The following is a 21,930-nucleotide window of genomic DNA, read 5'->3' as shown; positions in this document are numbered from 1 at the left end:
CCACTGTTTGTGGTTGGAGAACATCCCACCAAGACAGCACCGGTTAAAAGCATCGGAACGAGAAATCGGGATGCATATTTAAGTTTTTCAGGTCTCATCAGATACTATCCGTTCAATTCATCTGACAGATGAAACAGTCACTCCTGAATAAAGCTGCCACAGAGTAAATCGCTATCAGGTAACCGTTACAAGTTTCGGCACGGAAAATGGACCGAAAAGTGCGTGTTATCGCCCACCACCGGATTGTCCGCGTCCGACTTGTCGTGGCGGCGGCTCAATATACGTTCCATTAGAAAAGCCACTGGGGCTCCCGCCAGTATTGGCAGTCGGCGAGCAGCCAGCCAACACAATCGCCGAAAGTGCGGCAATGGCAATCTTTGGCGCCAAAGCCTCAAACCGCATCTTGATCATGACAAACACACGCTCCGAAATCCAAATCACGAGACGAAAAACAATCGCGTTCTTAACCGGATATATTGCGACTTAGAGTTTCAACAAGGGCTGTCGCGAAGACGTGACTGGTGCTGGTGAGTGTCATCCCTGCGTGGCAGAGGCGGTCTAAGAAGTGAAAATCAGTCAGTCGGGCTTAAGATAAGCGTCAGGCCAAACAAATCATTTGCAGGCACAACTTGGCGCGTTTTCAAACCTTTGCAGCAGACTTCGAGCGCTGCGATTTGCGGAAGGTCGCCTGACACAGCATCGGCGGCCTTGTCCCCGATCAAGGACCTGTAGGCGCGCGGATTAAAAACCACGACCTGACCACGTGCTGTTTCAAGTTCAAGGCCAAGGCTGGTTGCCCGCATCTCCCGCTGGCCAGTGAACCCACCCAAGAACTCGTGATGATCAGACGGATCTTTTGCCAACATGTAAACCGCTTTGACGGTCTGAGCGCCATTGGCATGGTTTTGCAACGCTGGCTGCCAAAAGTTTTCCGGAAAACGGTTGTGGCAGGTGAAGTAACCGATCTCAGGGCTCTCAGGATCTCCAACAATTGTCAGATCGAACCCCACTTGCGCCGTCGTTCCATCCGGGCGGTTGGCAACCCGTTCAAACGAGAACGGGTCATACAGCTGCAAACCGGCCCGTTCGAAGTCGGACCGATCTGTTTTGGGATCCGCGCTGTCGAGGACCAGCATGCTGGCCCCTTCCCGCTTATTCAAGAATTCCCGGTTAAAGCCGCCGAATGAGAACGTTGAGCCCTGAGTTTCCGTGATCAGGCTGTCGTCGGCGATGGAAAGAATTTCCAGGAAAAAGCCGTCCAGCTGAATCAGCCGGTTGGCAGTTCCCCAGGAATGGCGGTTTTCCGGTGATGTCGTAAACCCGAGCCGCTCGAAAGCCGCAGCGGCGGCCGCAAGGTCATGAACAGGCATTACGACATGATCCAGGCCGCGCACCATTACTTCAACTCCATTTCCTGAAATGCGACCTTAAACCAAACGGCTTTGTCGCAGCGCTGCACCGACAAAGGATGCAAAGAGCGGATGTGGTTCAAACGGGCGTGATTTCAGTTCCGGGTGGTACTGAACGCCGATGAACCAAGGATGGTCCTCAATCTCCACCGTTTCCGGCAGCACGCCGTCCGGAGATGTCCCGGCAAAGATCAGACCACAGTTTTCAAGGCGATCCCGGTAATCGATGTTCACTTCATAGCGGTGACGGTGACGCTCGGAAATCGACGTGGAGCCATAGACCTCGGCAATTTTCGAGCCGGGCTTCAGGGCTGCGGGATAGGCACCGAGACGCATCGTGCCGCCGAGATCGCCATCCTCAACGCGCATTTCCTTGGCGTTGCCTTTGGTCCATTCCGTCATCAGACCAACAACAGGTTCGCTGGTTGGGCCGAACTCGGTGGAGCTTGCCTCCTTGATACCGGCAAGATTTCGGGCCGCTTCAACGACCGCCATCTGCATGCCGAAGCAAATCCCGAAATACGGAATATCCCGGGTCCGCGCATAATGTGCAGCTGCTATTTTGCCTTCCGCGCCACGCTCGCCAAAACCGCCGGGAACCAGAATGCCGTGGACGCCCTCCAAGTAAGGGCTCGGATCTTCCTTCTCGAAGGTTTCCGATTCGATCCATTCCAGATTGACCTTGACTCGGTTGGCTATGCCGCCATGAACCAGGGCCTCGATCATGGATTTATAGGCGTCCTTCAGAACGGTGTATTTGCCGACGATGGCGATTTTGACCTCGCCCTCAGGATTGGCAACGGCCTCCGAAATACCCTTCCAGCGGTCGAGAACCGGAGCCGGAGCCCCTTTGATGCCAAATGCCGCAAGGACTTCGTCGTCGAGGCCTTCCTTGTGATAGGCAATCGGCACGTCATAAATGGATTTGACATCATAAGCCGGAATGACCGCAGTCTCACGGACATTACAGAACAAGGACAGCTTTCGGCGTTCGTTTTCCGGAATCGGACGGTCACAACGGACCATGAGAATGTCCGGCTGAATACCGATTGAGCGCAACTCTTTTACAGAGTGTTGTGTCGGCTTGGTCTTCATCTCACCAGCTGCCGGAATGTAAGGCATCAAGGTCAAATGAACATAGACCGCATCGCCCCGCGGTAGATCATTGCCGAGCTGACGGATTGCTTCAAAGAACGGCAAGCCTTCAATGTCGCCAACCGTACCGCCGATTTCCACGAGTACGAAGTCGTAGTCTTCGTTGCCACTGAGGACGAAATTCTTGATCGCATCAGTGACATGCGGAATCACCTGCACCGTACCGCCCAGATAGTCACCACGCCGTTCCTTGGCGATGATGTCCTGATAGATGCGTCCGGTCGTGATGTTGTCCTGCTGGTTGGCAGGACGTCCGGTGAACCGCTCATAGTGGCCGAGATCAAGGTCCGTCTCGGCCCCGTCGTCGGTGACATAGCATTCGCCATGCTGATACGGGCTCATCGTGCCCGGATCCACGTTCAAATACGGATCGAGCTTACGAAGCCGAACCCTGTAGCCTCGGGACTGGAGCAGAGAGCCCAGTGCAGCCGAAGCAAGACCTTTTCCTAGCGAGGAGACCACGCCGCCGGTGATGAAAATGTATCGCGCCATGGAGCAATACCATATCCTTTCGAAAGGCCATTTGACCATTCGGGAGTTACGTTCTTAACACATAAAAATGCCCTGCGATTTGGGCCGCAGGGCATATGTTAGGCGAATAGGCCGGGTTCCGGCGCCGCTCCGTTACTGAGCAGCTGGAACCTGTGGCCCGGAGGGTTGGCTCTGTTGTCTGAGCGAATCGAGAATTCCGCCGCCACCAGCACCAGTGTCGGTATCAGCACCCGGCGCAGCAGGCGCACCGCTGGTTGCAGCTGGTGCGGCATCAAGGATGGATGCCGGGCTGTCTTCGTTAGAGGCGATCAGGCTGAGCGTCAGAGACGTTGCGAAGAACGCAACAGCAAGAATGGCCGTCGCCCGTGTTAACACGTTGGCTGTTCCGCGGCTGGACATCAATCCGCCGCCTCCACCGCCGCCGCCGCCCATGCCAAGCGCACCGCCTTCAGAACGCTGCAGGAGGACAACAAGCACCAGGGCCAGAACGACCATAAGGTGGATCACGATGACTACGGTTTCCATCGGCTTCCGTTCAGTTCAAAAATACAAGATTGGCGGCCTTCTACACCACAAGCAGGCCGCTTACCACCCATGAATTGATGCTTCTTGTTTAAAGCGTCAAGGTTCGGTGACTTATTGATAGGCAGCAAGGATACCGAGGAAATCATCGGCCCTGAGGCTGGCACCACCTACAAGCGCCCCATCAACGTTGTCCACAGCCATCAGCTCTGCGGCATTTCCCGGTTTCACCGACCCACCATAAAGCAGACGCATGGCGCTTCCCTCGGCGCCAAACCGCTTGGCAAGATCGACCCGCATGGCTTCATGCATTTCTGCAACATCACCCGCTGTCGGGGTCAATCCAGTTCCGATTGCCCACACAGGCTCATATGCAATGACTGTGTTTTGCGCAGTCGCGCCATCCGGCACAGAGCCCGCCAACTGGCGCTCAACGACTGCAACAGCGTCGCCGGCTTTCCGTTCCGCCTCGGTTTCGCCAACGCAGATGATGGCAACAAGACCAGCTGACCAGGCCGCTTGAGCCTTGGCGTTCACATCTGCATCCGTCTCCCCATGATCAGTGCGGCGCTCAGAGTGTCCGACGATAACGGCCTTTGCACCTACATCGGCGATCATTCCGGCGGATAAGTCACCAGTATGCGCACCGGATGCCGCCGCATGGCAGTCTTGTGCGCCGATGGCCATCACGTTGCCGGTCACTTTTTCGGAAAACGACGCGATCAAGGTCGCCGGAGGACAAATCATCACATCCACGCGATCAGCCAAATCTTCCGAAATTCCAGCCAGCATCTTGTGAAGCTCTGCCTGGCCGGCCTTCAGGCCGTTCATTTTCCAGTTTCCGGCCACCATCGGCTTGATCGGCGTGCTCATTCATATCTCCTGCAGATCCGCATTTTGCGCCTATAGACCAGATGCAAAGCCGCCATGCAATGGGTCAGCGAAATGTCATGAAGATGTTTGTTCTTGCCGCCTTGCTCGTTTATGAAGGCCTCATTATGATCCGCCCGCTCCGCTAACGAGCCGGACCACGGCGCCCGACAGGCGCCCGCATGAGACGAAAGAAACGGGAGACGTCATGCTTGACTCATTGCGCAAGGGCGCAGGTACCTGGATTGCAAAACTGTTCATCGCCCTGCTGATCTTCAGCTTCGCGATCTGGGGTGTGACAGATTTCCTCCAGGGCTACGGCCAAAACACGGTCGCCAAGGTCGGCGAAAAGGAAGTCTCCCTTTTGGAATTTGACCGTATGTACCGCCAGGACCTGAACCGGCTTGGGCAACAATTCGGACGTCCATTGACGCCGCAGGAAGGTGCGTCGCTCGGTATTCCGCAGCAAGCGCTGGCCCGCCTAATTGGCCAGGCGGCAATGAGCAATGCCGCGCAGGAGCTAAAAGTTGGAATCTCCGACGATCGCCTTGGCGCTATTATCCAGTCGGATCCGGCGTTCCAGGGTGCTTCCGGGCGGTATGACCGCAGCCGCCTTCAACAGGTACTGAACGCCAATGACTACCGGGAAGATGAATATGTGATCCTGCGCCGTCAGGAAGCAGAGCGTAGTCAGGTGATCGAAGGCCTCATCGGTGGCATGAGCGCGCCGCAAACCTACCTTGCAGCTTTCGACGCCTTCCAAAATGAGACACGCTCCGTGGAGTATATTGCCATTGCGGCGGAGCAAATTGGCGACATAGAAGACCCGGCAGAAGATGCCCTGGTCACCTACTATGATGGCAAGAAGGCCGATTTCCGGGCTCCCGAATACCGCGAAATCAAGTATGTCGAACTTGTCCCGTCGGCCCTTGCGCGTCCTGAAGACATCACGGATGCGGATGCCCGGTCAGAATATGATCGCCGGATTTCCGACTTCGCTGAACCAGAGCGCCGCCGTGTGCGCCAGTTGTCGTTCAACTCCGATGAAGATGCGCAAGATGCATCTGAGGCCCTGACAGCCGGCAAAACATTCGCGGACCTGATGGCAGACCGGAATCTCACCAACAATGATGTCACGCTCGGCGTCATGTCCCGTGCGGACTTCCTCGACGATGCGATCGGGGACGCAGCCTTCGGGCTTTCCGCGGGCGAAACCAGCGATGTCGTTGATGGGCGTTTCTCCAACGTCATCGTCAATGTTGAAGAAATCATTCCGGCAAACACGACCCCCTTCGCAGATGTGCGGGACGAGATTGTTGAGGAGCTCGCTCTGGAGCAAGCGGAACGTGAAATTCTCGATCTCCTTGATGAAATCGAAGACGCCCGCGCGGGCGGCGCCCTACTTGACGAGATCGGTGAGCGCTTCTCCTTGGCAGTCAAAAGCACCGGCTCTTTCGACCGCGAGGGCAAGACCACAATTGAGACCGACGCCATTCTGCCGGATGCGGAAGGTTTGATTGCGGGTGCGTTCGACAGCGACATCGGCATTGAAAACGACGTCCTTCAGATCGGTAATCGCGGATACCTCTGGTACGACGTGACCAGCGTCACTCCGGAACGGGATCGTGACCTCGACGAAGTGCGGGATCAGGTTATTGCTGCGTGGAAATCGGATCAGCTAAACGAACGCCTCAGCCAAAAGGCAACCGATCTGTTGACGAAAGCCGAGAGCGGCACCAGCTTGGGCGACCTTGCCGCTGCTGAAGGCGTAACAGTTCAAACCGCAGAAGGTGTGACACGCAGTGTTCCGACCGGCGATCTTGGCCGCGATGCCCTTACCGCGATTTTCGAAGGGCCGGCTGGCTCTGTTGCGACAGCCGAAACGGCCGACGGCAACGGCCGGGTTGTTCTGAAAGTCACCGGCTCTGAGATCCCCGAGTTTAACCCTGAGACATCAGAAGTCACAGCGCTGGAAGGACAGCTCTCCCAACAGGTCCAAAATTCCTTGCTCGATCTATTTGTTGCGGAACAGGAAACCCGGGCAGGTGTTGACATCAACAGCGCTGCTGTAGCCCAGGTCATGGGCTTAAACCCGGATGGAACGGCTCACAGTGGCAGCGGAATGTAAAATGCAGAGCTTCAAGGACTACATTGCCAAGGTTGCCGACGGGCATTCTCTGACCTTTGAAGAGGCACGGAGCGCGTTCGACATTATCTTGAGTGGTTCGGCAACGCCGTCGCAGCTCGGAGGCTTCCTGATGGCCTTGCGGGTGCGCGGTGAAACCGTTGCTGAAGTGACCGGCGCCGTTGCGACAATGCGCGAGAAGATGCTGCCAGTCGATGCACCGGCCGATGCGATCGATATTGTTGGCACCGGTGGTGACAATTCCGGCAGCTACAACATCTCGACCTGCACGGCGCTGGTTGTTGCCGGTTGCGGCGTTCCAGTCGCGAAACATGGCAACCGCTCGCTGTCATCCAAGTCGGGCGCGTCAGAAGCACTGGTCGAGCTCGGTGTGGATATTGATGTCACGCCGGACGTCATCTCGGACTGTATTTCCAAAGCCGGCATCGGCTTCATGTTTGCCCCGCTTCATCACGCCGCCATGAAAAATGTTGGTCCGACGCGGATGGAATTGGGCACCCGGACGATTTTCAATCTTCTTGGCCCCCTGTCCTGCCCGGCCCGCGTGAAACGCCAGATGACCGGCGTCTTCGACCGCAAATGGGTCGAGCCAGTCGCCCAGGCCTTGAAGGAACTTGGAACAGAAAAAGCCTGGATCGTTCATGGATCCGACGGCATGGATGAGATCACAACCACCGGTCCGACATTCGTCAGCGAATTGTCCGGCGGCGAGATCCGCTCGTTCGAAGTCACGCCTGCAGACGCTGGTTTGCCAGAGGCAAAACTTGCAGATCTCAAAGGCGGCACGCCAGCGCAGAACGCGAAGGCCCTGCGCGAAGTCCTCGCGGGTGCAAAAAATGCATATCGGGATGTCGTGCTCTTCAACGCAGCTGCATCCTTGATCGTTGCGGACAAGGTCACCGACCTGAAGGAAGGCGTTGCAATTGCCGCTCAGTCTATTGATTCAGGCTCTGCTGCAAGCACATTGAACGAACTCGTCGCAGTCTCGAACGGATAAGACATGGCCGACATACTTCAAAAAATCGAAGCCTATAAGCGCGATGAGATCGCAGCTGCCAAGGCAGCAGTCTCTTTCGACGATCTAAAGGCACGTATTCAGGATGTGAGTGCGCCGCGCGGTTTTCAAAAAGCCCTTGAAACCAAACATGCTGCTGGCGACTACGCTCTGATTGCCGAGATCAAAAAGGCGAGCCCTTCCAAGGGACTTATTCGCGAGGATTTCGATCCGCCGCTGCTTGCAAAAGCATACGAGGCAGGAGGCGCTGCATGCCTGTCCGTTCTGACCGACACGCCTTCTTTCCAGGGCAAGCCAGAGTTTTTGACCGCGGCTCGTGATGCCGTCAGCCTCCCTGCCCTGCGCAAGGATTTTCTCTACGACACCTATCAGGTCTACGAATCGAGAGCCTGGGGCGGGGACTGTATCCTGATCATTCTCGCTGCGATCGATGACAACACGGCGAAAGCGCTCGAAGACACGGCGTTTGAGCTCGGCATGGACGTCCTTCTGGAAGTTCACAACGCGGAAGAACTGGAACGCGCGCTAAAGCTGTCGTCTCCTTTGATGGGCATCAATAATCGTAACCTGAAGACATTCGAGACCAAACTGGAAACCAGCGAAGAACTGGCACCGATGATCCCTGATGACAGGATCATCGTCGGCGAATCTGGACTGTTCACGCCAGCTGATCTTGAACGGATGAGCAAGGTAGGCATTTCCACCTTCCTCATCGGTGAGAGCTTGATGCGTCAAGACGACGTCGCCTCAGCCACGAAGTCTCTACTTGCCAAAGAAACACTGTCAAAGGCAGGCTGACGCGTGGCTGAACCGACCCTCACACATTTGGATGCCGCGGGTGCGGCCAACATGGTCGATGTCTCCGAAAAGGAAACAACACACCGGATCGCCGTTGCGCGCGGTCACATCACTATGCGCGCTGAAACCCTGGAGCTCATCCGTTCCGGGAACGCCAAAAAAGGCGATGTGATTGGAACTGCCCGGATTGCGGGCATCCTGGCTGCCAAAAAAACCCACGAGCTTATCCCACTCTGTCACCCGCTGATGCTGTCCAAGGTGAACGTCGACATTGAGCCGGATGACAGTCTCCCCGGCCTTGTTGTTACGGCGACCACAAAAGTAAGTGGCCAAACCGGTGTTGAAATGGAAGCGCTGACAGCGTGTTCGCTGACTTGCCTTACCATCTATGACATGGCCAAGGCCGTCGATCGCGGCATGGTCATCGGAGATATTCGGCTTGTTGAGAAGGCCGGCGGAAAATCCGGGCACTGGACATTGGAAAAGGACGGCAGCGAGGGCGGCACCTGATGAGCCTGATGCCGGTTTCGGAGGCCCTTGATAAGCTCTTGAAGGGCGTTGCTCCTCTGGAGGCGGAGACTGTACCGCTGGAGGCAGCCAATGGCCGATTTCTCGCACGGCCCCTCGCCTCAACGCGAACACAGCCGCCATTTGCGGCATCCGCGATGGATGGCTATGCGATCCGGCACTCCGATTTGACATCCGAGCTAACAGAACTCGTCGTCATCGGCGAAGCTCCTGCAGGTCATGGATATTCCGGACAGGTTGGTCGGGGACAAGCGGTTCAGATCTTCACTGGCGCCCCGGTTCCCGAAGGTGCCGACACCATCTTGATCCAGGAAAACGCCGAACGTTGCGATGATCGGATCAAGGTTCTGGAAAACCCCGCAAAAGGCGCGTTCGTTCGCGCGGCCGGGCTAGATTTTTCAGAAGGCGACATCCTCCTAAATCCACCGTTGAAACTCGACTATCGGCATTTGGCTCTTGCCGCTGCGATGAACCATGCGGTCTTGACCGTCGTGAAGCGGCCCAAGGTTGCAATCCTCGCGACAGGCGACGAACTTGTCCGGCCAGGCGGCAGACCCGGCCCTGACCAAATTATTGCGTCCAATCATGCGGGCGTTGCAGCAATGGTTGAGGACTGCGGCGGGGAACCGTTCGACCTTGGCATTTCACCCGATGAACCAAAGGAACTTGCGGGTTGCGTTAAGCGGGCCATTACCGAAGAGGCCGACATTCTTGTAACCCTTGGCGGCGCGTCCGTCGGCGATCACGATCTTGTACAGGATGTTCTTGGCAATGAGGGGATGGACCTGTCGTTCTGGCGGATCGCTATGCGCCCCGGAAAGCCTTTGATGGCGGGCCGCCTCGGGACAACAAAGGTTCTCGGGCTTCCGGGAAACCCGGTCTCCAGTCTTGTGTGTGGTCTTTTGTTCCTAAAGCCGCTCATCGCAAAAATGCTAGGCGCTCCGAATGGTTCGGCAACTCCAAAAGAAGCAATCTTGGCCGAGGCGATCGGGGAGAACGACCGGCGGCAGGACTATGTGCGAGCAATGCTCAGTGAAGACGCTGATGGCCGGCTGATTGCCGCTCCGTTCCCGAAGCAGGACAGCTCAATGCTGGCACTCCTGGCAAAATCGGGCGGATTGATCGTACGCCCACCGTTTGCACCGGCTGAACCCGCAGGAGCTGCTGTTCCTGTATTGGTTCTCTGACGGATCAGTATGAACGAGCGGAAGCAGCATCGGTTCCGCTAATAAAATCAGCCAAAAGCGACGCCGGGCTCCACGGCCTTGTTGATAAAGTCCGTCAGGTCCGCCGCGCTGAGAGGCTTGGAGTAGAGATAGCCCTGCAGGTAGCTACAGTTGAGATCCTGCATGATTTTCCGTTGCGCAACGGTCTCAACCCCCTCAGCGGTCACGCTAAGATCAAGCGCCTTTGCAACAGCCAGAAGCGATTTCACAACAGCAAGCGCATCGGGATCTTGGTCCATGTGCATGATAAAACTACGGTCGATTTTGATGCCATCGACAGGAAGCTTACGCAGGTAGCTTAGGGACGAGTACCCTGTTCCAAAGTCATCGATAACAACAGTCGCCCCGCGTTTGCGAAGCCACGTCAAAAGATCAAGGGTGACCTGGTCGTTGCTGAGGAACAAACCTTCCGTGACCTCGAACACCAGCCGGTTCAAAGACAGCTCGGCGTTGGTCGCAGCGTCCTCGATATCTTTGTAGATCCGGCTGGCGTGCACTTGACGGGGTGATAGGTTTACATTCAAGCGAACCTGATCAGAAATACCCTGAAAGCTGCTGAACTCAGAGAAAGACGTCCGGAACATCCAGGCACCGATTTCCGTAATCAATCCACTGGTTTCCGCCGCTTCGATCATGCTTGCAGTGTTCAGGAAAGCACCACCTGGTGTGCGGAACCGCATCAGAGCCTCAAAGGAGGCGATGCTCTCATCCTTGGCAGACATGATCGGCTGGTAGTGAGCGGAAAACTCCGTCTGCTCCTGACCACCTGTCAACAAAGACGCAAGACGAAGCCGTTCAAATGCCGCTTCCTGCATCAAAGGATTGAACACAGCGTAGCTGCTGTTGGCATTTTGCCGCACGTCGTTGAGTGCAATAGAAGCCTGACGTGCAATGTCCTCAGCTGCATTGGCCGGATCAGACGACATCGCGAAACCAAGACGTGGACGCAGTGTCAGTTGTGTGTCGTCCAAACGGATGGGTTCCTGAAACGCCTCTTCCACGCGGGCAACGACGTCCTGTACATCGTCATCGCTGTTGCCCTTCAGGAGGATCAAAAACTCATCCCGTTCCTTGCGTGCAATCGACAAGGCGTCCGGGAAGGTCCGCGACAAACGGTGGCCGGTTTTTCTCAAGACACCAGAGGCCTTTTCATCACCGATGCCGTCAACAATGACCCGGAACCGTTGGATATCTGCGTGCACGACCAGCAATTTTGAAGCTGTGAGCGTATTCCTGTAAAAAGCTTCCAAAAATCCGGAAAAGGTCGACAGACCCGTCATCCGGTCCACATAAGCGAGATTTCGGATGTGCTCCAACAAACCGGTTTTCTCATAACCAAGGGCAGCATTTGACACAAAGAGCTGCACCACTTCGGACCCGACAAGTTCTTCAAGTTCTTCGTAGGTGGTTCCGAGATAAAGAGCGCCGGACATACCGTTGCGGGTGACCAAAGGCAGTGCAACGCCGTCTGCATTGGCGCACATTTCTTGTGTCTCGATACATTGAGCAACTGCCTGGCGAATATCGCTGCTGCTGATCACATCGAGCGGCAAATCAACCTTGTCTTCATGGATACCTCGGGCGGACAACACCCGAACACCAACCTTATCCGAACCTGCGTACTCAGGCAGGGTTTCGTAACCGCACAAGAGACAATCGATCGGTTTACCGATCAAAGCGGTAAACTGCTCAAGCACGGCAGATGCAAACTCACTGAGCGCGTTTTGCTGGACGATTTCCGCAAAGTGCGCGTTCAATTCCTTCAGCTTCTTGCGGTTGGTTTCAATTGACATCACCAGCTTGTAACCGCGCAATGCCGTGACGATCGCGGTGATCAGCTTGGTGCGCGACAACTCTGCTTTTTCTGCATATCCGTCGATATCGAATTTCATGATGACATCGGTCTGAGGGGCATAGCCGGGCTGACCGGTCCTCAGGATCAGCCTGGTAAAGCGATTCCCAAGATCCTTGCGAATCCAGCTGACAAGACCGAGACCGGCGGTGTCGCTTTCCATCACAACGTCGACGAGCGCCACCGGGATGTCATCATTTTCTTGAAGGATCTGCTTGGCTTCATGCGCAGACAAAGCGTGCAACAACTGGAACGGACGGTTCTCGAACCGGCATCCAGACACGGCTATACGTGTGACCTCATGCACGTCCGGATCGTCGTCGACGATCAGAACCTTCCAGGGCTTTTCAAGCTCCTCGCCGGTCTTAGGCTCAGAAGGCGCCAGAAAATCCATCACCATGTCAATGCACCTTCGTCGTTGTTGTTATGTGTGCCTTTTTCTTCTGCGGTTCCATCACCGGGATCTCAACAGTAAACTCAGTACCATGTCCAACCTTTGATGACACGGAGATTGTGCCATTCAATGCTTCGGTTGCAAGCTGATAACAAATGGCCATACCGAGCCCGGATCCCCCTTTACCGAATTTCGTTGTAAAAAACGGTTCAAAGACTTTTTTCAAATTCTTGTCGGGTATCCCAACGCCATCGTCGCGGCACTTGAACACGATCGTGCGGCCAGCAGCGCCAGCTCCCTTGCTTCGATTCTCTATGCTTGACGACAGCCGGATGGTCCCGTGCTCTCTACCCTCATATGCGTGCTTCACCGCATTCTCGACAAAGTTAGAGACGAGTTGGCTGACAGCCCCTGGATAGCTGTCTATGACCTGATCACCATCAAGATCGAGCTCGAGCTCGAGCTTAAAAGGAGTCTTCTGAAGTGTTGGCTGCAAGGTCGCGATTGTCTCACGGATAATGTGATCAAAATTGAAGGCCCGCTTCTTTTCACTTTGCCGATCAACGGCAACTTGCCGGAAGTTCCCGACCAGCTCGCGGGCACGCGCCAAGGTCTTCTCGATGATGCTTGCGGTTTCAGATATCCGAGCGACCTCATTTTCCAGCGCTTCTTTGCTCAAAGTTTGGCGCTCGAGTTCGTCATCCAGAAGTGTCGCCGAATCCTTGATGGTTGTGGCTGCCATCAAGGCATTACCCAACGGAGTGTTGAGTTCATGTGACACACCGGCAACGAGAGACCCGAGCGCTGCCAGATTATCAGCCTGAATAAGCTCTTCTTGAACCAATTTCAGCTGCTCCGTGCGGTGTGTGACCAGCTCTTCAAGATTGGTTTGGTACTCTTGGATTTTCTGCAGATCCAAGTGGCGCCGCTGCACCATCGACTGAAGGCTGGATGCAAGAATGCCGATCTCATCCGCCCGACCCGGCATCAAGGCCTCGGTGGGCGGATCTTCGATCAAACGCGGCGTTGAAAGATATGCAACGATCTCGGACAGAGGCAGCCCGATCAGCCTGTGAAAAATACTCCGGATCACAAACGCCAAAACGAGCAAATAGGCGATAATCGCCGTCACGATGAGCCCGACAGTGGAAATAATCTCGTACGAAATGGAGTTTCGGTCGATCATAATAAAGACCTGACCGATCATATCTTTGTGCAGGATCGTGCTTGGAGAATTCAGCGTATAACTGAGGGCCGACTGACGACGATCATCTGCGGGCGGATCTCCAAAATTGCCTGTATCCGGGGTCTCGACCCAAACCTTTTCGACGACTTCGAGGCTCTCAAGACCACGGATCAACTGCAAAGTTGCATCCGCATTGACTGTCCAAATCGCGCGCTCAAACGGACGTTTTGTCGCCTGGAAGAAAGCTTCCGTTACCCGAATGGCGCGAGCGTGTGATGCGTCCCAAGTGATCTTTGTCAGAATACCAATGAAAATGATGCCGAGGACTGCAAACAATCCAAGCGTATAAACAATAAAGGTTCGCGACAGGCTGTTCCGGCCCATCTCTGATGCCGCAAACGGCAAAGACGTACTGGCACTCGAACTCAAATCACTGCCCCCTTGACCGGAGCTTCAAAAGCCGAATTACCAACCAACACCAAGGCACCGATCAGCCGTTGACCTCTGCGCGGACTGTCACCTTTAGGAAATCGATACCCACTCGACAAACAATTGCTCCAGATCATTCTAACTCCAACAACGTCAGACCGACCATTGGAAAAAGATTTAACAAGTCTCAAAGCCCAACTCGTTTGAAGAGATTGGTCTAGTTTTCTAAATTTTTCTTAAAAGACAATTGTAACTAACGCCTATATCCGCAAATAAGACGAGTTTTTTTCACGCGCTTTTTGCGTGGCGATCAGCATTCCTGTTAAGACAGCTATTCAGGAGCGCCAACAGACGAACTATCCGCCTAGGCTAAAAGCTTAAATTTGCTCATTAAAACAAGTATGCAGAAACGCAAAAGACTAAGCTGTATTCAAAAGAAACAAGACGTATCCATAAAAACCCGAAAATAGTGGGCTATCGCCCCCAAAAAAGCGAATTCCATACCGTAGTTTTGGAACGTTTTATTGCAAATACCGGAGTCATGAATGACTCCGGCTGCATACAAAGGTCCTGAAGGCCCGGGGGATAGGCCAGGACATTCTGACTAAGTCAACACTCTATCCAACATTCTCGACCGCAAGAACCAATTCCCGCTTGTTAACCGCTGCCCGAACCGGCTGACGAGCAGATTTCGGCAAAGGTGTTTCGCTGACAAGACGTTTCGGGGACGCTGTGTCTTTCAACATGTAACCGATATACCGGGTGGATTCGATGGCATCAAAACCAAGCTGGCGTTTCAGTTTTTTGCGCAGCTTGGAGATATGGCTCTCGACCACACACTCATCCACGCCTTCGTTCATGACACCATAAACCGCATTAAAGATCTGCGTTTTGGTGACCCTGCGCCCCTTGTTTTTGACAAGATACTCCAGGATGCGGCGCTCACGGCGTGGCAATTCCATGACCTGCCCGCCAACAGTCGGGTCACGACCATCAAAAAATACCTCAATTGCACCAGCCTCCGAGGACGTGTCACGTGCCATGGCGCGACGGCGGAACACACCGAACCGGGCAATGATTTCGCGAACATGAACTGGTTTTTTCAACACCTCGTCGAATCCGGCTGAGAATAGATCAAGAGTCCCTTGCAAGCTTGCCGTGTCTTCAAGGGCAACGATTTGAGCTTCCGGGCAACGACTTCTGATCTGCGTTACAAAACCAGCCCTCTCAGTACATTCGCCAATCAAGATTGCATCAACAGAAGCCAGATCTTGTGAGCACCCTGTTTCCAGCCAATCAGGCAATTCACTCGGCAACAATTCGAGGGAAGCATACCCCTCTCTCTCAAAGGCAGCGGCATAGCCGCTCGTGACGATCTCTCTGTCGTCAACGATGATAAACATGATTTAGCCCCCAAATTTTTTCGATGTAGTATGGGTAAAATTACCACATCGCGACGTCAACAATTCTTCCATCGCGAGAGTTGTATTTGGAGGTTTTTGGTAACGCCATAACTTATCGGCAGATGCAAAACTAAATAAAACGGCAGAGATATTGAGATAAAAATAATAAGTAATTTTATTAAAATACGTTTCTACAAATTATTTCAGATGAATTAAACGAACATATATATAAAAAACGCCGCTAAATAAAGCGACGCCTCGTAACTTTTACATGATTTCATCGAAAATGGTTTACGCGTCCGCAGCCAAGGCTTGAGCCAACTCGGCAAAAGGATCTCCGGGCACCGGTTGCTGGGCACCCTGCCGCATCGCTTCGTAGATCTTGGGGACGAGGCGGCACGCTTTCTCCAAATGCTCATCACCAGTGATTTGAAACCCACCCATCATCCGAAGATCCTTCGTATCTTCATAGTTAGAAATCAGCCCTTTGATCCGGTGGATCAATTCTTGCTGATCATCTGTCCACGCGCGAGACGCAAGACGCGATGTTGATTTCAGAATCTCCACCGGCGGATATCTTCCAGCTTCCGCGGTTTTGCGATCCAGAACAATATGACCGTCAAGCAAACCCCGAATGGCATCGGACACAGGATCATTGTGGTCGTCCCCGTCTACAAGGACTGAAAAAATGCCAGTTATTGACCCCTCACCAGTCGCACCTGGTCCAGCGCGTTCAATCAGCCGGGCAAGATCTGCAAAAACACTTGGCGGATACCCACGGGCGACGGGAGGCTCACCAGCGGCAAGAGCGACATCGCGGGCTGCGTGAGCAAAACGTGTTGCAGAATCCAAAATCAGCAGCACTTTATGCCCTTGAGCCCTGAAGTATTCGGCAACACTCATGGCTGTTTTCGGAGCGAGGCGGCGCTGCATTGCGCTTTCATCACCGGTGGAGGCAACAACGACGGAATTGGCAATCGTTTCACCAAGAATGTCGTCAATAAACTCCCGGACTTCACGGCCGCGCTCACCGACAAGACCGACCACGACGGTGTCGAACTCTCCAAACCCGGCGAGCATCCCGAGCAACGTGGATTTCCCTACGCCTGAACCAGCGAAGACACCGATCCTCTGCCCGACACATAACGGCGTAAAGAGATCAATGACACGAACACCTGTCCGCACGCCTTCCGTGATCTTTTCTCGGTTCATTGCCGGAGGTGGCGCCCTGTCTAGAAGAAAAGCCTCGACGCCGTGACGCAATTGCCCCTGCCCGTCGATCGGCTCTCCAAGGGCATTGATGATGCGCCCGCGCCAGCTAAGGTCCGGATGAATTGCCAAACCTCCCATCAGCGAGGCAACGCTGCCAATTCCAATGTCCGATACCCGTTCAAGAGGTTTGACAACAACATCCTTTTGTTCAAGCCGGATAATCTCGCCCTGACGAACACCGGACCGGCCTTCAAATTGAATCAGATCACCCAAACAAACCACGCGTGACAATCCGGACACCCGGATCGCTTCAGCGGAGACCTGCGTAACCTGACCGCTCAGTTTGACGCGGCCAATTTCTGTATCAAGAGCAGCCAAGGAGGCCGTGATTTGATCCAGGCTGTTAAGATGCTGAGAGCTTGGCATGACGCTCCTGTAGGGCTTTCAAGACATCCAGGGAAAGGTGGTTGGATTCGTGCTCTGCGAGCCTGCCCAAATCGTCGCTACTTGGTACAACCGTCTTGGTATCGGACTGATCGGCTCCCGGTGCGTCACCTGTTGATATCCTGCCAGGCTCGGGTACGCGTTCTGTGGAATCGTTATTGCTCGGCTTTGGCGCAGGAACTGCGTCCTCTGATAACTCACCGAATTGCAGCAGATTAAACGGCGTTCCAGGTGTTCGCTCACCGGCACTTGCAACTGTTTCTCCGAGGATTGGGGACGACACGGATATCATCGGTGCGCCTTCGCTATCAAACCCATCCCCATTAGGTGTTTCGGGTGCGGTGATTGTCCGCGGTGTCTCAACCGACGCAACTTCAGCGTCCAACGTGTCCTGTGCAGTGCTGCTTGTTCCAGGTGTTGTCATCGCATCATAGGCCATCATGAGACCGATGCCGACCGGACCACCCAATGCGGCTCCATAAAGTGTGCGGCCGGCGTGACGCGCGTCCTCGGAAATCTGATCGTTCGTCACAGCGCGGTAAACGTTAGAAACACCTGGGATGTGCTGCAGCGGATTGATCACATCAACAAAATCAGAAAACCCGAATCCCGCCTTTGTCGGTGCTTTCGCGTCCGTTGCTTTTTGTGATGCCTCGACAGTCTTCAGTAGCACATGCCGTGGGGATGGATCTTCAGAAGGAGAGCTTATGCCAACCACCGCACTCATGATGTTTTGCCCAATTCGCGAATGGCCGTCTTTTGGCTTTCACTTCCCATGTCGATCATTTTGGTGGCGCTTTCGAACGCGCGGGAGATCATGATCATCTTGGTCATCTCGCGGACGGGGTTAATATTCGCCCCTTCCACATAGCCCTGACGGATCCCATGCTGGTCGAACACCTGCACCGGAATGACTGCCCGGTCCGGCACAACTGCAGAATTCTCCCTTCGGGTTAGTTTGGCATCATTCGGGATCAGAAAGAGACCAATCTGGCCAACGATGTCTTCATCGCCTTGAATGACGTCACCGTTTTGCGTGATGAGCGGTGTTCCTCCGTCCGGATTAAGCTGGATCGGTTGCCCGCCGGCACCAACGATCACCTGCCCGGTCACAGTCCTCAAGGTTCCGTCATCAGCGATGTTGAGCCGGCCATCTCGTGTATAGGAAAGTCCGCCATTTGCATCCCGAATGGCGAACCAGGCCTCTCCTTCAATCGCGAGATCCAGAGGATTGTCCGTTTTGTTCAGGCTACCGTTCTGACGAGAGATGTAGTTCTCGCCACCACTTGAAAAGCTGACTTTATCGGGGCCTGCCTTAGACACCATCTCAGCGAAATTGATCTCGTCAGCGCGGTAGCCCGCAGTGTTCATATTCGCAACGTTCCGGGAGACTGTTTCCAGCCGGTTGGAAAGAGCGACTTGGGCGGACAACGCGACATATAGAGCTGACTGCATGGCTCAGCTGCCTCCAAGTTTAAAATTCTGGATGCTGGACAAAAGCCCTTCACCGAAAGGCACAACTCCAGGACCGGCACCAAAAACAGCGAGTGTCGGCGATGAAACCGCCTGGGGACCATTCTTGACGTCATAGAGTGCCGAAAAACGATCGAGGAATTCGGCCAGATGTTCTGGATCGCTGCTCAGTTTCTCGTAGTTTAGATGCTTGTCGAAATAGGCTGCCTGCCTGTCGATGTCCGTCATTGCAAAAGAATCTGGCAGCCCCAATGCGGTGTAGACTGTTTCTGCGAGCGCACGGTCGGCAAGAATGTTGTAGGCATTTTGGATCGTGGATGCTTGCCTCTCGAAATAGAGAGCCAGACGGACCCCGTTGTTCTGTTCGCCTTGCTGGATTTCAAGTGTTTGCCGGTGAAACTTGTCGACGATACCCTCTTGGGTTCGTCTGAAGGCGGTCGTCGCCTCACCGTGACTCGCGAAGTTAAATGTTTCAGCGAACTTCTGATACCTCTGGTCCGTCAGCTGATTGGCAAATGAATCGCTTTTCGAAATGCCCTCTTCCAGAACCTTCCGCATGAACGCTTTTGCGTAGATCATGTCTTCCAGGCCCATGGCCGTCATGGCGTATCGGTAGATCCTGTCATTCGATAGGAACTCATCAATCGATTTTATGTCGCTGATGTTCTCGCGATAGTACTCGGTCTGGCGTTCCACCATTGGATCTGATGCGACGGTTTGGATGGAGCGGTCCATATTGTTCCGAACCAGTTGTACCTGCGTAATCGTATTGATCATGTCCGCGCCCTTTAAGCGGTAAGTGTCTTGAAAACACTTTCGCGCCCCGAGCTTACGCCAAGCTGACTGGATGGCACCGGTGCAAACGGCCGTTCGGTCAGCTTCGGACAAGTCTCATCCCCTAGCTTTTCACCAGCACAGTAAAACCTCACCCGATAGGAGCTGTTTGGTGACTATTATTATCGGCCTGATAATCGGCGCGGCATCCCTGATTGGCGGTTTCGCCGCCATGGGCGGAAAGGTCCTCGTTCTTTGGCAACCTTGGGAATTGGTGATCATTCTCGGCGTTGCAATTGGCGCTTTCATCGTTGCAAATCCCATGAAAGTCATACTCGGGACGACCGTGGCCGTTTCCGACGCATTGCGGAATGCGGTCCCGTCCAAACGTGATTACCTGGATGTGCTGGCACTTCTTTATGGACTGATGCGCGAGTTGCGCGCGAAGGGCCGCAATGCTGTCGAACCGCATATCGAAGACCCAAGCACATCTCCGATTTTCCAGAAGTATCCGTCGGTCCTGCGCGACGCCAACATGACGACGTTCATCTGTGACTACTTCCGCCTGATCATTGTCGGCAATGCCCGAGCTCATGAAATCGAAGCTCTGGTCGATGAGGAAATTCAGACCATCCATCGCGATCAGATGAAGCCGTATCATGCAATGAGCAGCGTGGCCGATGCTCTGCCGGCGATCGGGATCATTGCCGCGGTTCTGGGTGTGATCAAGGCAATGGGCGCAATCGACCAGTCGCCGCAGCTACTCGGCAGCCTGATCGGAGCCGCCCTTGTGGGAACGTTCATCGGGATCCTGTTCTCCTACTCCTTGTTTGGCCCCTTGGCAGCAAAGATCAAATCGGTCCGGGAAACGCGGCTGCGCAACTACATCGTGGTCAAGCAAACCCTGCTTGCCTTCATGAATGGCGCTGACCCGCAAATCGCGCTGGAGCATGGCCGCAAGACCATCTCCGGATACGACCGGCCAACCATCGACGAAGTCGAGAATGAAACCATGAGAGCCGGCGGCGCAGAAACCAGCACGGCCGATCTCCAGGGAGCCGCATAAACCATGCTCGACGCAGCAACAGATACGCAATCTGCCTCCAACTCTGAACGGGCAATGATCACGGACCGCCTGCTGGACGCCGCGGGTATCTCCGTAGACCGCCTGCCGATGCTGCCAGTGGTTTTCGACCGCATGGCGCGGGTGATGGCAGATGTGATGCGCCAAAAATCACCGTCGCCATCCTACATCTCGGTCAGTTATGTGGAAAACAACCGGATTGGCGATGTTTTGGATGAGTTTGAATCCAATGCGCTTGTCGCCGTTCTTTACTCTCCGGAATGGGATGCCCGCGTGCTGGTCGGCTTCGACCGGGATTTCATCTTCACCCTCGTGGATGTGCTGTTCGGCGCAGACGGAACCGAGCCTCCAATTGATGAGGAGCGGCCATTTTCAAACATCGAAACACGCATTGCCCGGACGATATTTGAAGTGGCCGCGAAGTCTCTTGCAGAGTCTTTCGCGCCCATCGCAGAAACAACTTTGAAAATCGAGCGGATCGAAAGCCGCATGGATTTTGCGGTTGTCGGCCGACGGAACAATCCGGCGGTCGTTGGCCGCCTGCTCCAGCAGGCCATCGGCCGCGGTGGTGAAGTCTTCGTCGTGCTGCCGCACGCGACACTCAATCCGCTGCGCCAGGCACTGTCCCAAGTGTTGTCCGGCGAAATGTCCGGCCGCGACAAACAATGGACGCAGCACTTCCACAACGAAATCCAGCGGACGGAAGTCAAGCTGGAAGCGATCCTGGAAGAACGCGAGATGCACCTTGGCGAGTTGTCAAACCTGAAGGTCGGCCAAGTGATTGAGCTTCAGGCAACTGCGCGCTCGCCCGTGACGCTGGCCTGCAATGACCAACCGATATTCACCTGCCAGCTTGGACAGCTGGACGGATCCTACACCCTGCAGATTGAAGAACTCATCCACGAGGAAGAAAAGGATCTTTTCGATGATCTCCGCAATCGTTGACGGCGTGCTGCTTCTGGCATTGGTCGTAACCACCATCCGAATGGTGCAAATGCACAAGGATCTGCGCCGCTTGGGGTCCTATCACGAAGACTACCAGCGCATTTTCGACCAGACTGCGCTCGCGCTGGACGGGATTGAAGTCTCTATCCAGGAGATCAACGTCAAAGGCGCTCAGATCCTCAATGCGTTGGGCAATCGCATGGATGATGCCCGGGAGCTGATTGCTGAGATCGACGCCCTCACTCGCGAGGCAAAACGTCAGCAGTCGGTTCTGAAAGCAGAACTCAAGGAACTCTCGAGCTCTCATGCTCTCATGCAGAAGGCAAACCGCTTTACGCCTGTCCGTGAAGACCTTGATCTGTTCAATGATGAAACTGCGGCGCAGCCAACCCCTGTTTCGGCTGTGGCAAGCTCCCCACAAGATGGACCGGTTATTCACCGTGGAACCAGCGGTCCCAAGGCTCCGACCCGTGTGCACAAAATCGATAACACGCTCGGAAGCCCCTTCCGCTCAGTCTCTATGAACCAAAAGGATACGTTATAATGTCCGACACGATCGTTGAAAACGTTGAT

The 21,930-nt window shown here is 54.6% G+C and carries 19 protein-coding genes; 8 read left to right on the top strand and 11 right to left on the bottom strand.

Annotation, left to right across the window (positions count from 1 at the left end):
* Positions 1–572 precede the first annotated feature (572 nt).
* The 4 genes from ACVDG4_RS03050 to tpiA form a co-directional block, all read right to left on the bottom strand.
* Positions 573–1,397: a VOC family protein gene (locus ACVDG4_RS03050; RefSeq protein ID WP_447233976.1), complete on the bottom strand. Its 825-nt coding sequence runs from the start codon at positions 1,395–1,397 to the stop codon at positions 573–575.
* A 30-nt stretch (positions 1,398–1,427) separates the two neighbouring features.
* Positions 1,428–3,056, bottom strand: coding sequence for a CTP synthase (pyrG, locus tag ACVDG4_RS03045; protein WP_447233975.1), 1,629 nt, complete (start codon positions 3,054–3,056; stop codon positions 1,428–1,430).
* Between the two features lie 132 nt (positions 3,057–3,188).
* Positions 3,189–3,581, bottom strand: coding sequence for a preprotein translocase subunit SecG (gene secG, locus ACVDG4_RS03040; RefSeq protein ID WP_209177893.1), 393 nt, complete (start codon positions 3,579–3,581; stop codon positions 3,189–3,191).
* Positions 3,582–3,692: 111 nt separating this feature from the next.
* Entirely contained in the window at positions 3,693–4,451 is a 759-nt protein-coding gene (gene tpiA / locus ACVDG4_RS03035; RefSeq protein ID WP_447233974.1) for a triose-phosphate isomerase, read from the bottom strand.
* Positions 4,452–4,656: 205 nt separating this feature from the next.
* On the opposite strand from tpiA, the gene ACVDG4_RS03030 reads away from it, so the two are divergent.
* The 5 genes from ACVDG4_RS03030 to ACVDG4_RS03010 are packed head-to-tail and all read left to right on the top strand — an operon-like array spanning position 4,657 to position 10,122.
* Positions 4,657–6,576, top strand: coding sequence for a SurA N-terminal domain-containing protein (locus ACVDG4_RS03030; protein WP_447233973.1), 1,920 nt, complete (start codon positions 4,657–4,659; stop codon positions 6,574–6,576).
* Position 6,577: 1 nt separating this feature from the next.
* A complete protein-coding gene (trpD, locus tag ACVDG4_RS03025) occupies positions 6,578–7,591 on the top strand; it encodes an anthranilate phosphoribosyltransferase (protein ID WP_447233972.1) in 1,014 nt (337 codons plus the stop codon).
* A 3-nt stretch (positions 7,592–7,594) separates the two neighbouring features.
* Positions 7,595–8,407, top strand: a complete 813-nt coding sequence (gene trpC / locus ACVDG4_RS03020; RefSeq protein ID WP_447233971.1) for an indole-3-glycerol phosphate synthase TrpC — start codon at positions 7,595–7,597, stop codon at positions 8,405–8,407.
* Between the two features lie 3 nt (positions 8,408–8,410).
* Positions 8,411–8,917 carry a cyclic pyranopterin monophosphate synthase MoaC gene (moaC, locus tag ACVDG4_RS03015; protein WP_008196247.1) on the top strand — a complete coding sequence of 169 codons (507 nt, stop codon included), beginning with the start codon at positions 8,411–8,413 and terminating at the stop codon, positions 8,915–8,917.
* Entirely contained in the window at positions 8,917–10,122 is a 1,206-nt protein-coding gene (locus tag ACVDG4_RS03010; protein WP_447233970.1) for a molybdopterin molybdotransferase MoeA, read from the top strand. The genes moaC and ACVDG4_RS03010 overlap by 1 nt, the downstream gene beginning before the upstream one ends.
* 47 nt (positions 10,123–10,169) lie before the next feature.
* Here ACVDG4_RS03010 and ACVDG4_RS03005 read toward each other — a convergent pair whose 3' ends face one another.
* The 7 genes from ACVDG4_RS03005 to ACVDG4_RS02975 all read right to left on the bottom strand — a co-directional run bounded on the left by ACVDG4_RS03005 (position 10,170) and on the right by ACVDG4_RS02975 (position 19,331).
* The gene (locus ACVDG4_RS03005) at positions 10,170–12,413 is read right to left on the bottom strand and encodes a bifunctional diguanylate cyclase/phosphodiesterase (RefSeq protein ID WP_447233969.1); all 2,244 of its coding nucleotides are present in this window, start codon (positions 12,411–12,413) and stop codon (positions 10,170–10,172) included.
* 1 nt (position 12,414) lies between these two features.
* A complete protein-coding gene (locus ACVDG4_RS03000) occupies positions 12,415–14,022 on the bottom strand; it encodes a sensor histidine kinase (RefSeq protein WP_447233968.1) in 1,608 nt (535 codons plus the stop codon).
* Positions 14,023–14,639: 617 nt separating this feature from the next.
* On the bottom strand, positions 14,640–15,425 hold the full coding sequence (locus ACVDG4_RS02995; protein WP_209175456.1) for a response regulator transcription factor: 786 nt from the start codon (positions 15,423–15,425) through the stop codon (positions 14,640–14,642).
* A 291-nt stretch (positions 15,426–15,716) separates the two neighbouring features.
* Entirely contained in the window at positions 15,717–17,063 is a 1,347-nt protein-coding gene (locus tag ACVDG4_RS02990) for a FliI/YscN family ATPase (protein WP_447233967.1), read from the bottom strand.
* Positions 17,041–17,808, bottom strand: coding sequence for a hypothetical protein (locus tag ACVDG4_RS02985; protein ID WP_447233966.1), 768 nt, complete (start codon positions 17,806–17,808; stop codon positions 17,041–17,043). The genes ACVDG4_RS02990 and ACVDG4_RS02985 overlap by 23 nt, the downstream gene beginning before the upstream one ends.
* Positions 17,805–18,536 (bottom strand): flagellar basal-body rod protein FlgF, encoded by a 732-nt coding sequence (gene flgF / locus ACVDG4_RS02980; protein ID WP_306148704.1) that lies wholly within the window; start codon positions 18,534–18,536, stop codon positions 17,805–17,807. Before flgF ends, ACVDG4_RS02985 begins: the two co-directional genes overlap by 4 nt.
* A gap of 3 nt (positions 18,537–18,539) precedes the next feature.
* Positions 18,540–19,331, bottom strand: a complete 792-nt coding sequence (locus ACVDG4_RS02975; protein WP_447233965.1) for a DUF1217 domain-containing protein — start codon at positions 19,329–19,331, stop codon at positions 18,540–18,542.
* 169 nt (positions 19,332–19,500) lie between these two features.
* Between ACVDG4_RS02975 and motA the strand changes: the two genes are divergently transcribed.
* From motA to ACVDG4_RS02960, 3 genes are read left to right on the top strand one after another with little or no spacing between them, the layout of a single operon-like run.
* A complete protein-coding gene (motA, locus tag ACVDG4_RS02970; protein ID WP_133947256.1) occupies positions 19,501–20,394 on the top strand; it encodes a flagellar motor stator protein MotA in 894 nt (297 codons plus the stop codon).
* 3 nt (positions 20,395–20,397) lie between these two features.
* Complete coding sequence (locus ACVDG4_RS02965) at positions 20,398–21,357, top strand: flagellar motor switch protein FliM (RefSeq protein WP_286189875.1); 960 nt, start codon at positions 20,398–20,400, stop codon at positions 21,355–21,357.
* The gene (locus ACVDG4_RS02960) at positions 21,338–21,901 is read left to right on the top strand and encodes a hypothetical protein (RefSeq protein WP_447233964.1); all 564 of its coding nucleotides are present in this window, start codon (positions 21,338–21,340) and stop codon (positions 21,899–21,901) included. Before ACVDG4_RS02965 ends, ACVDG4_RS02960 begins: the two co-directional genes overlap by 20 nt.
* The last annotated feature ends 29 nt before the right edge of the window (positions 21,902–21,930 follow it).

Source organism: Roseibium sp. MB-4 (assembly GCF_053005265.1).
The sequence above is the reverse complement of the archived record's forward strand: the minus strand, read 5'-3'. Positions and strand labels throughout refer to the sequence as shown.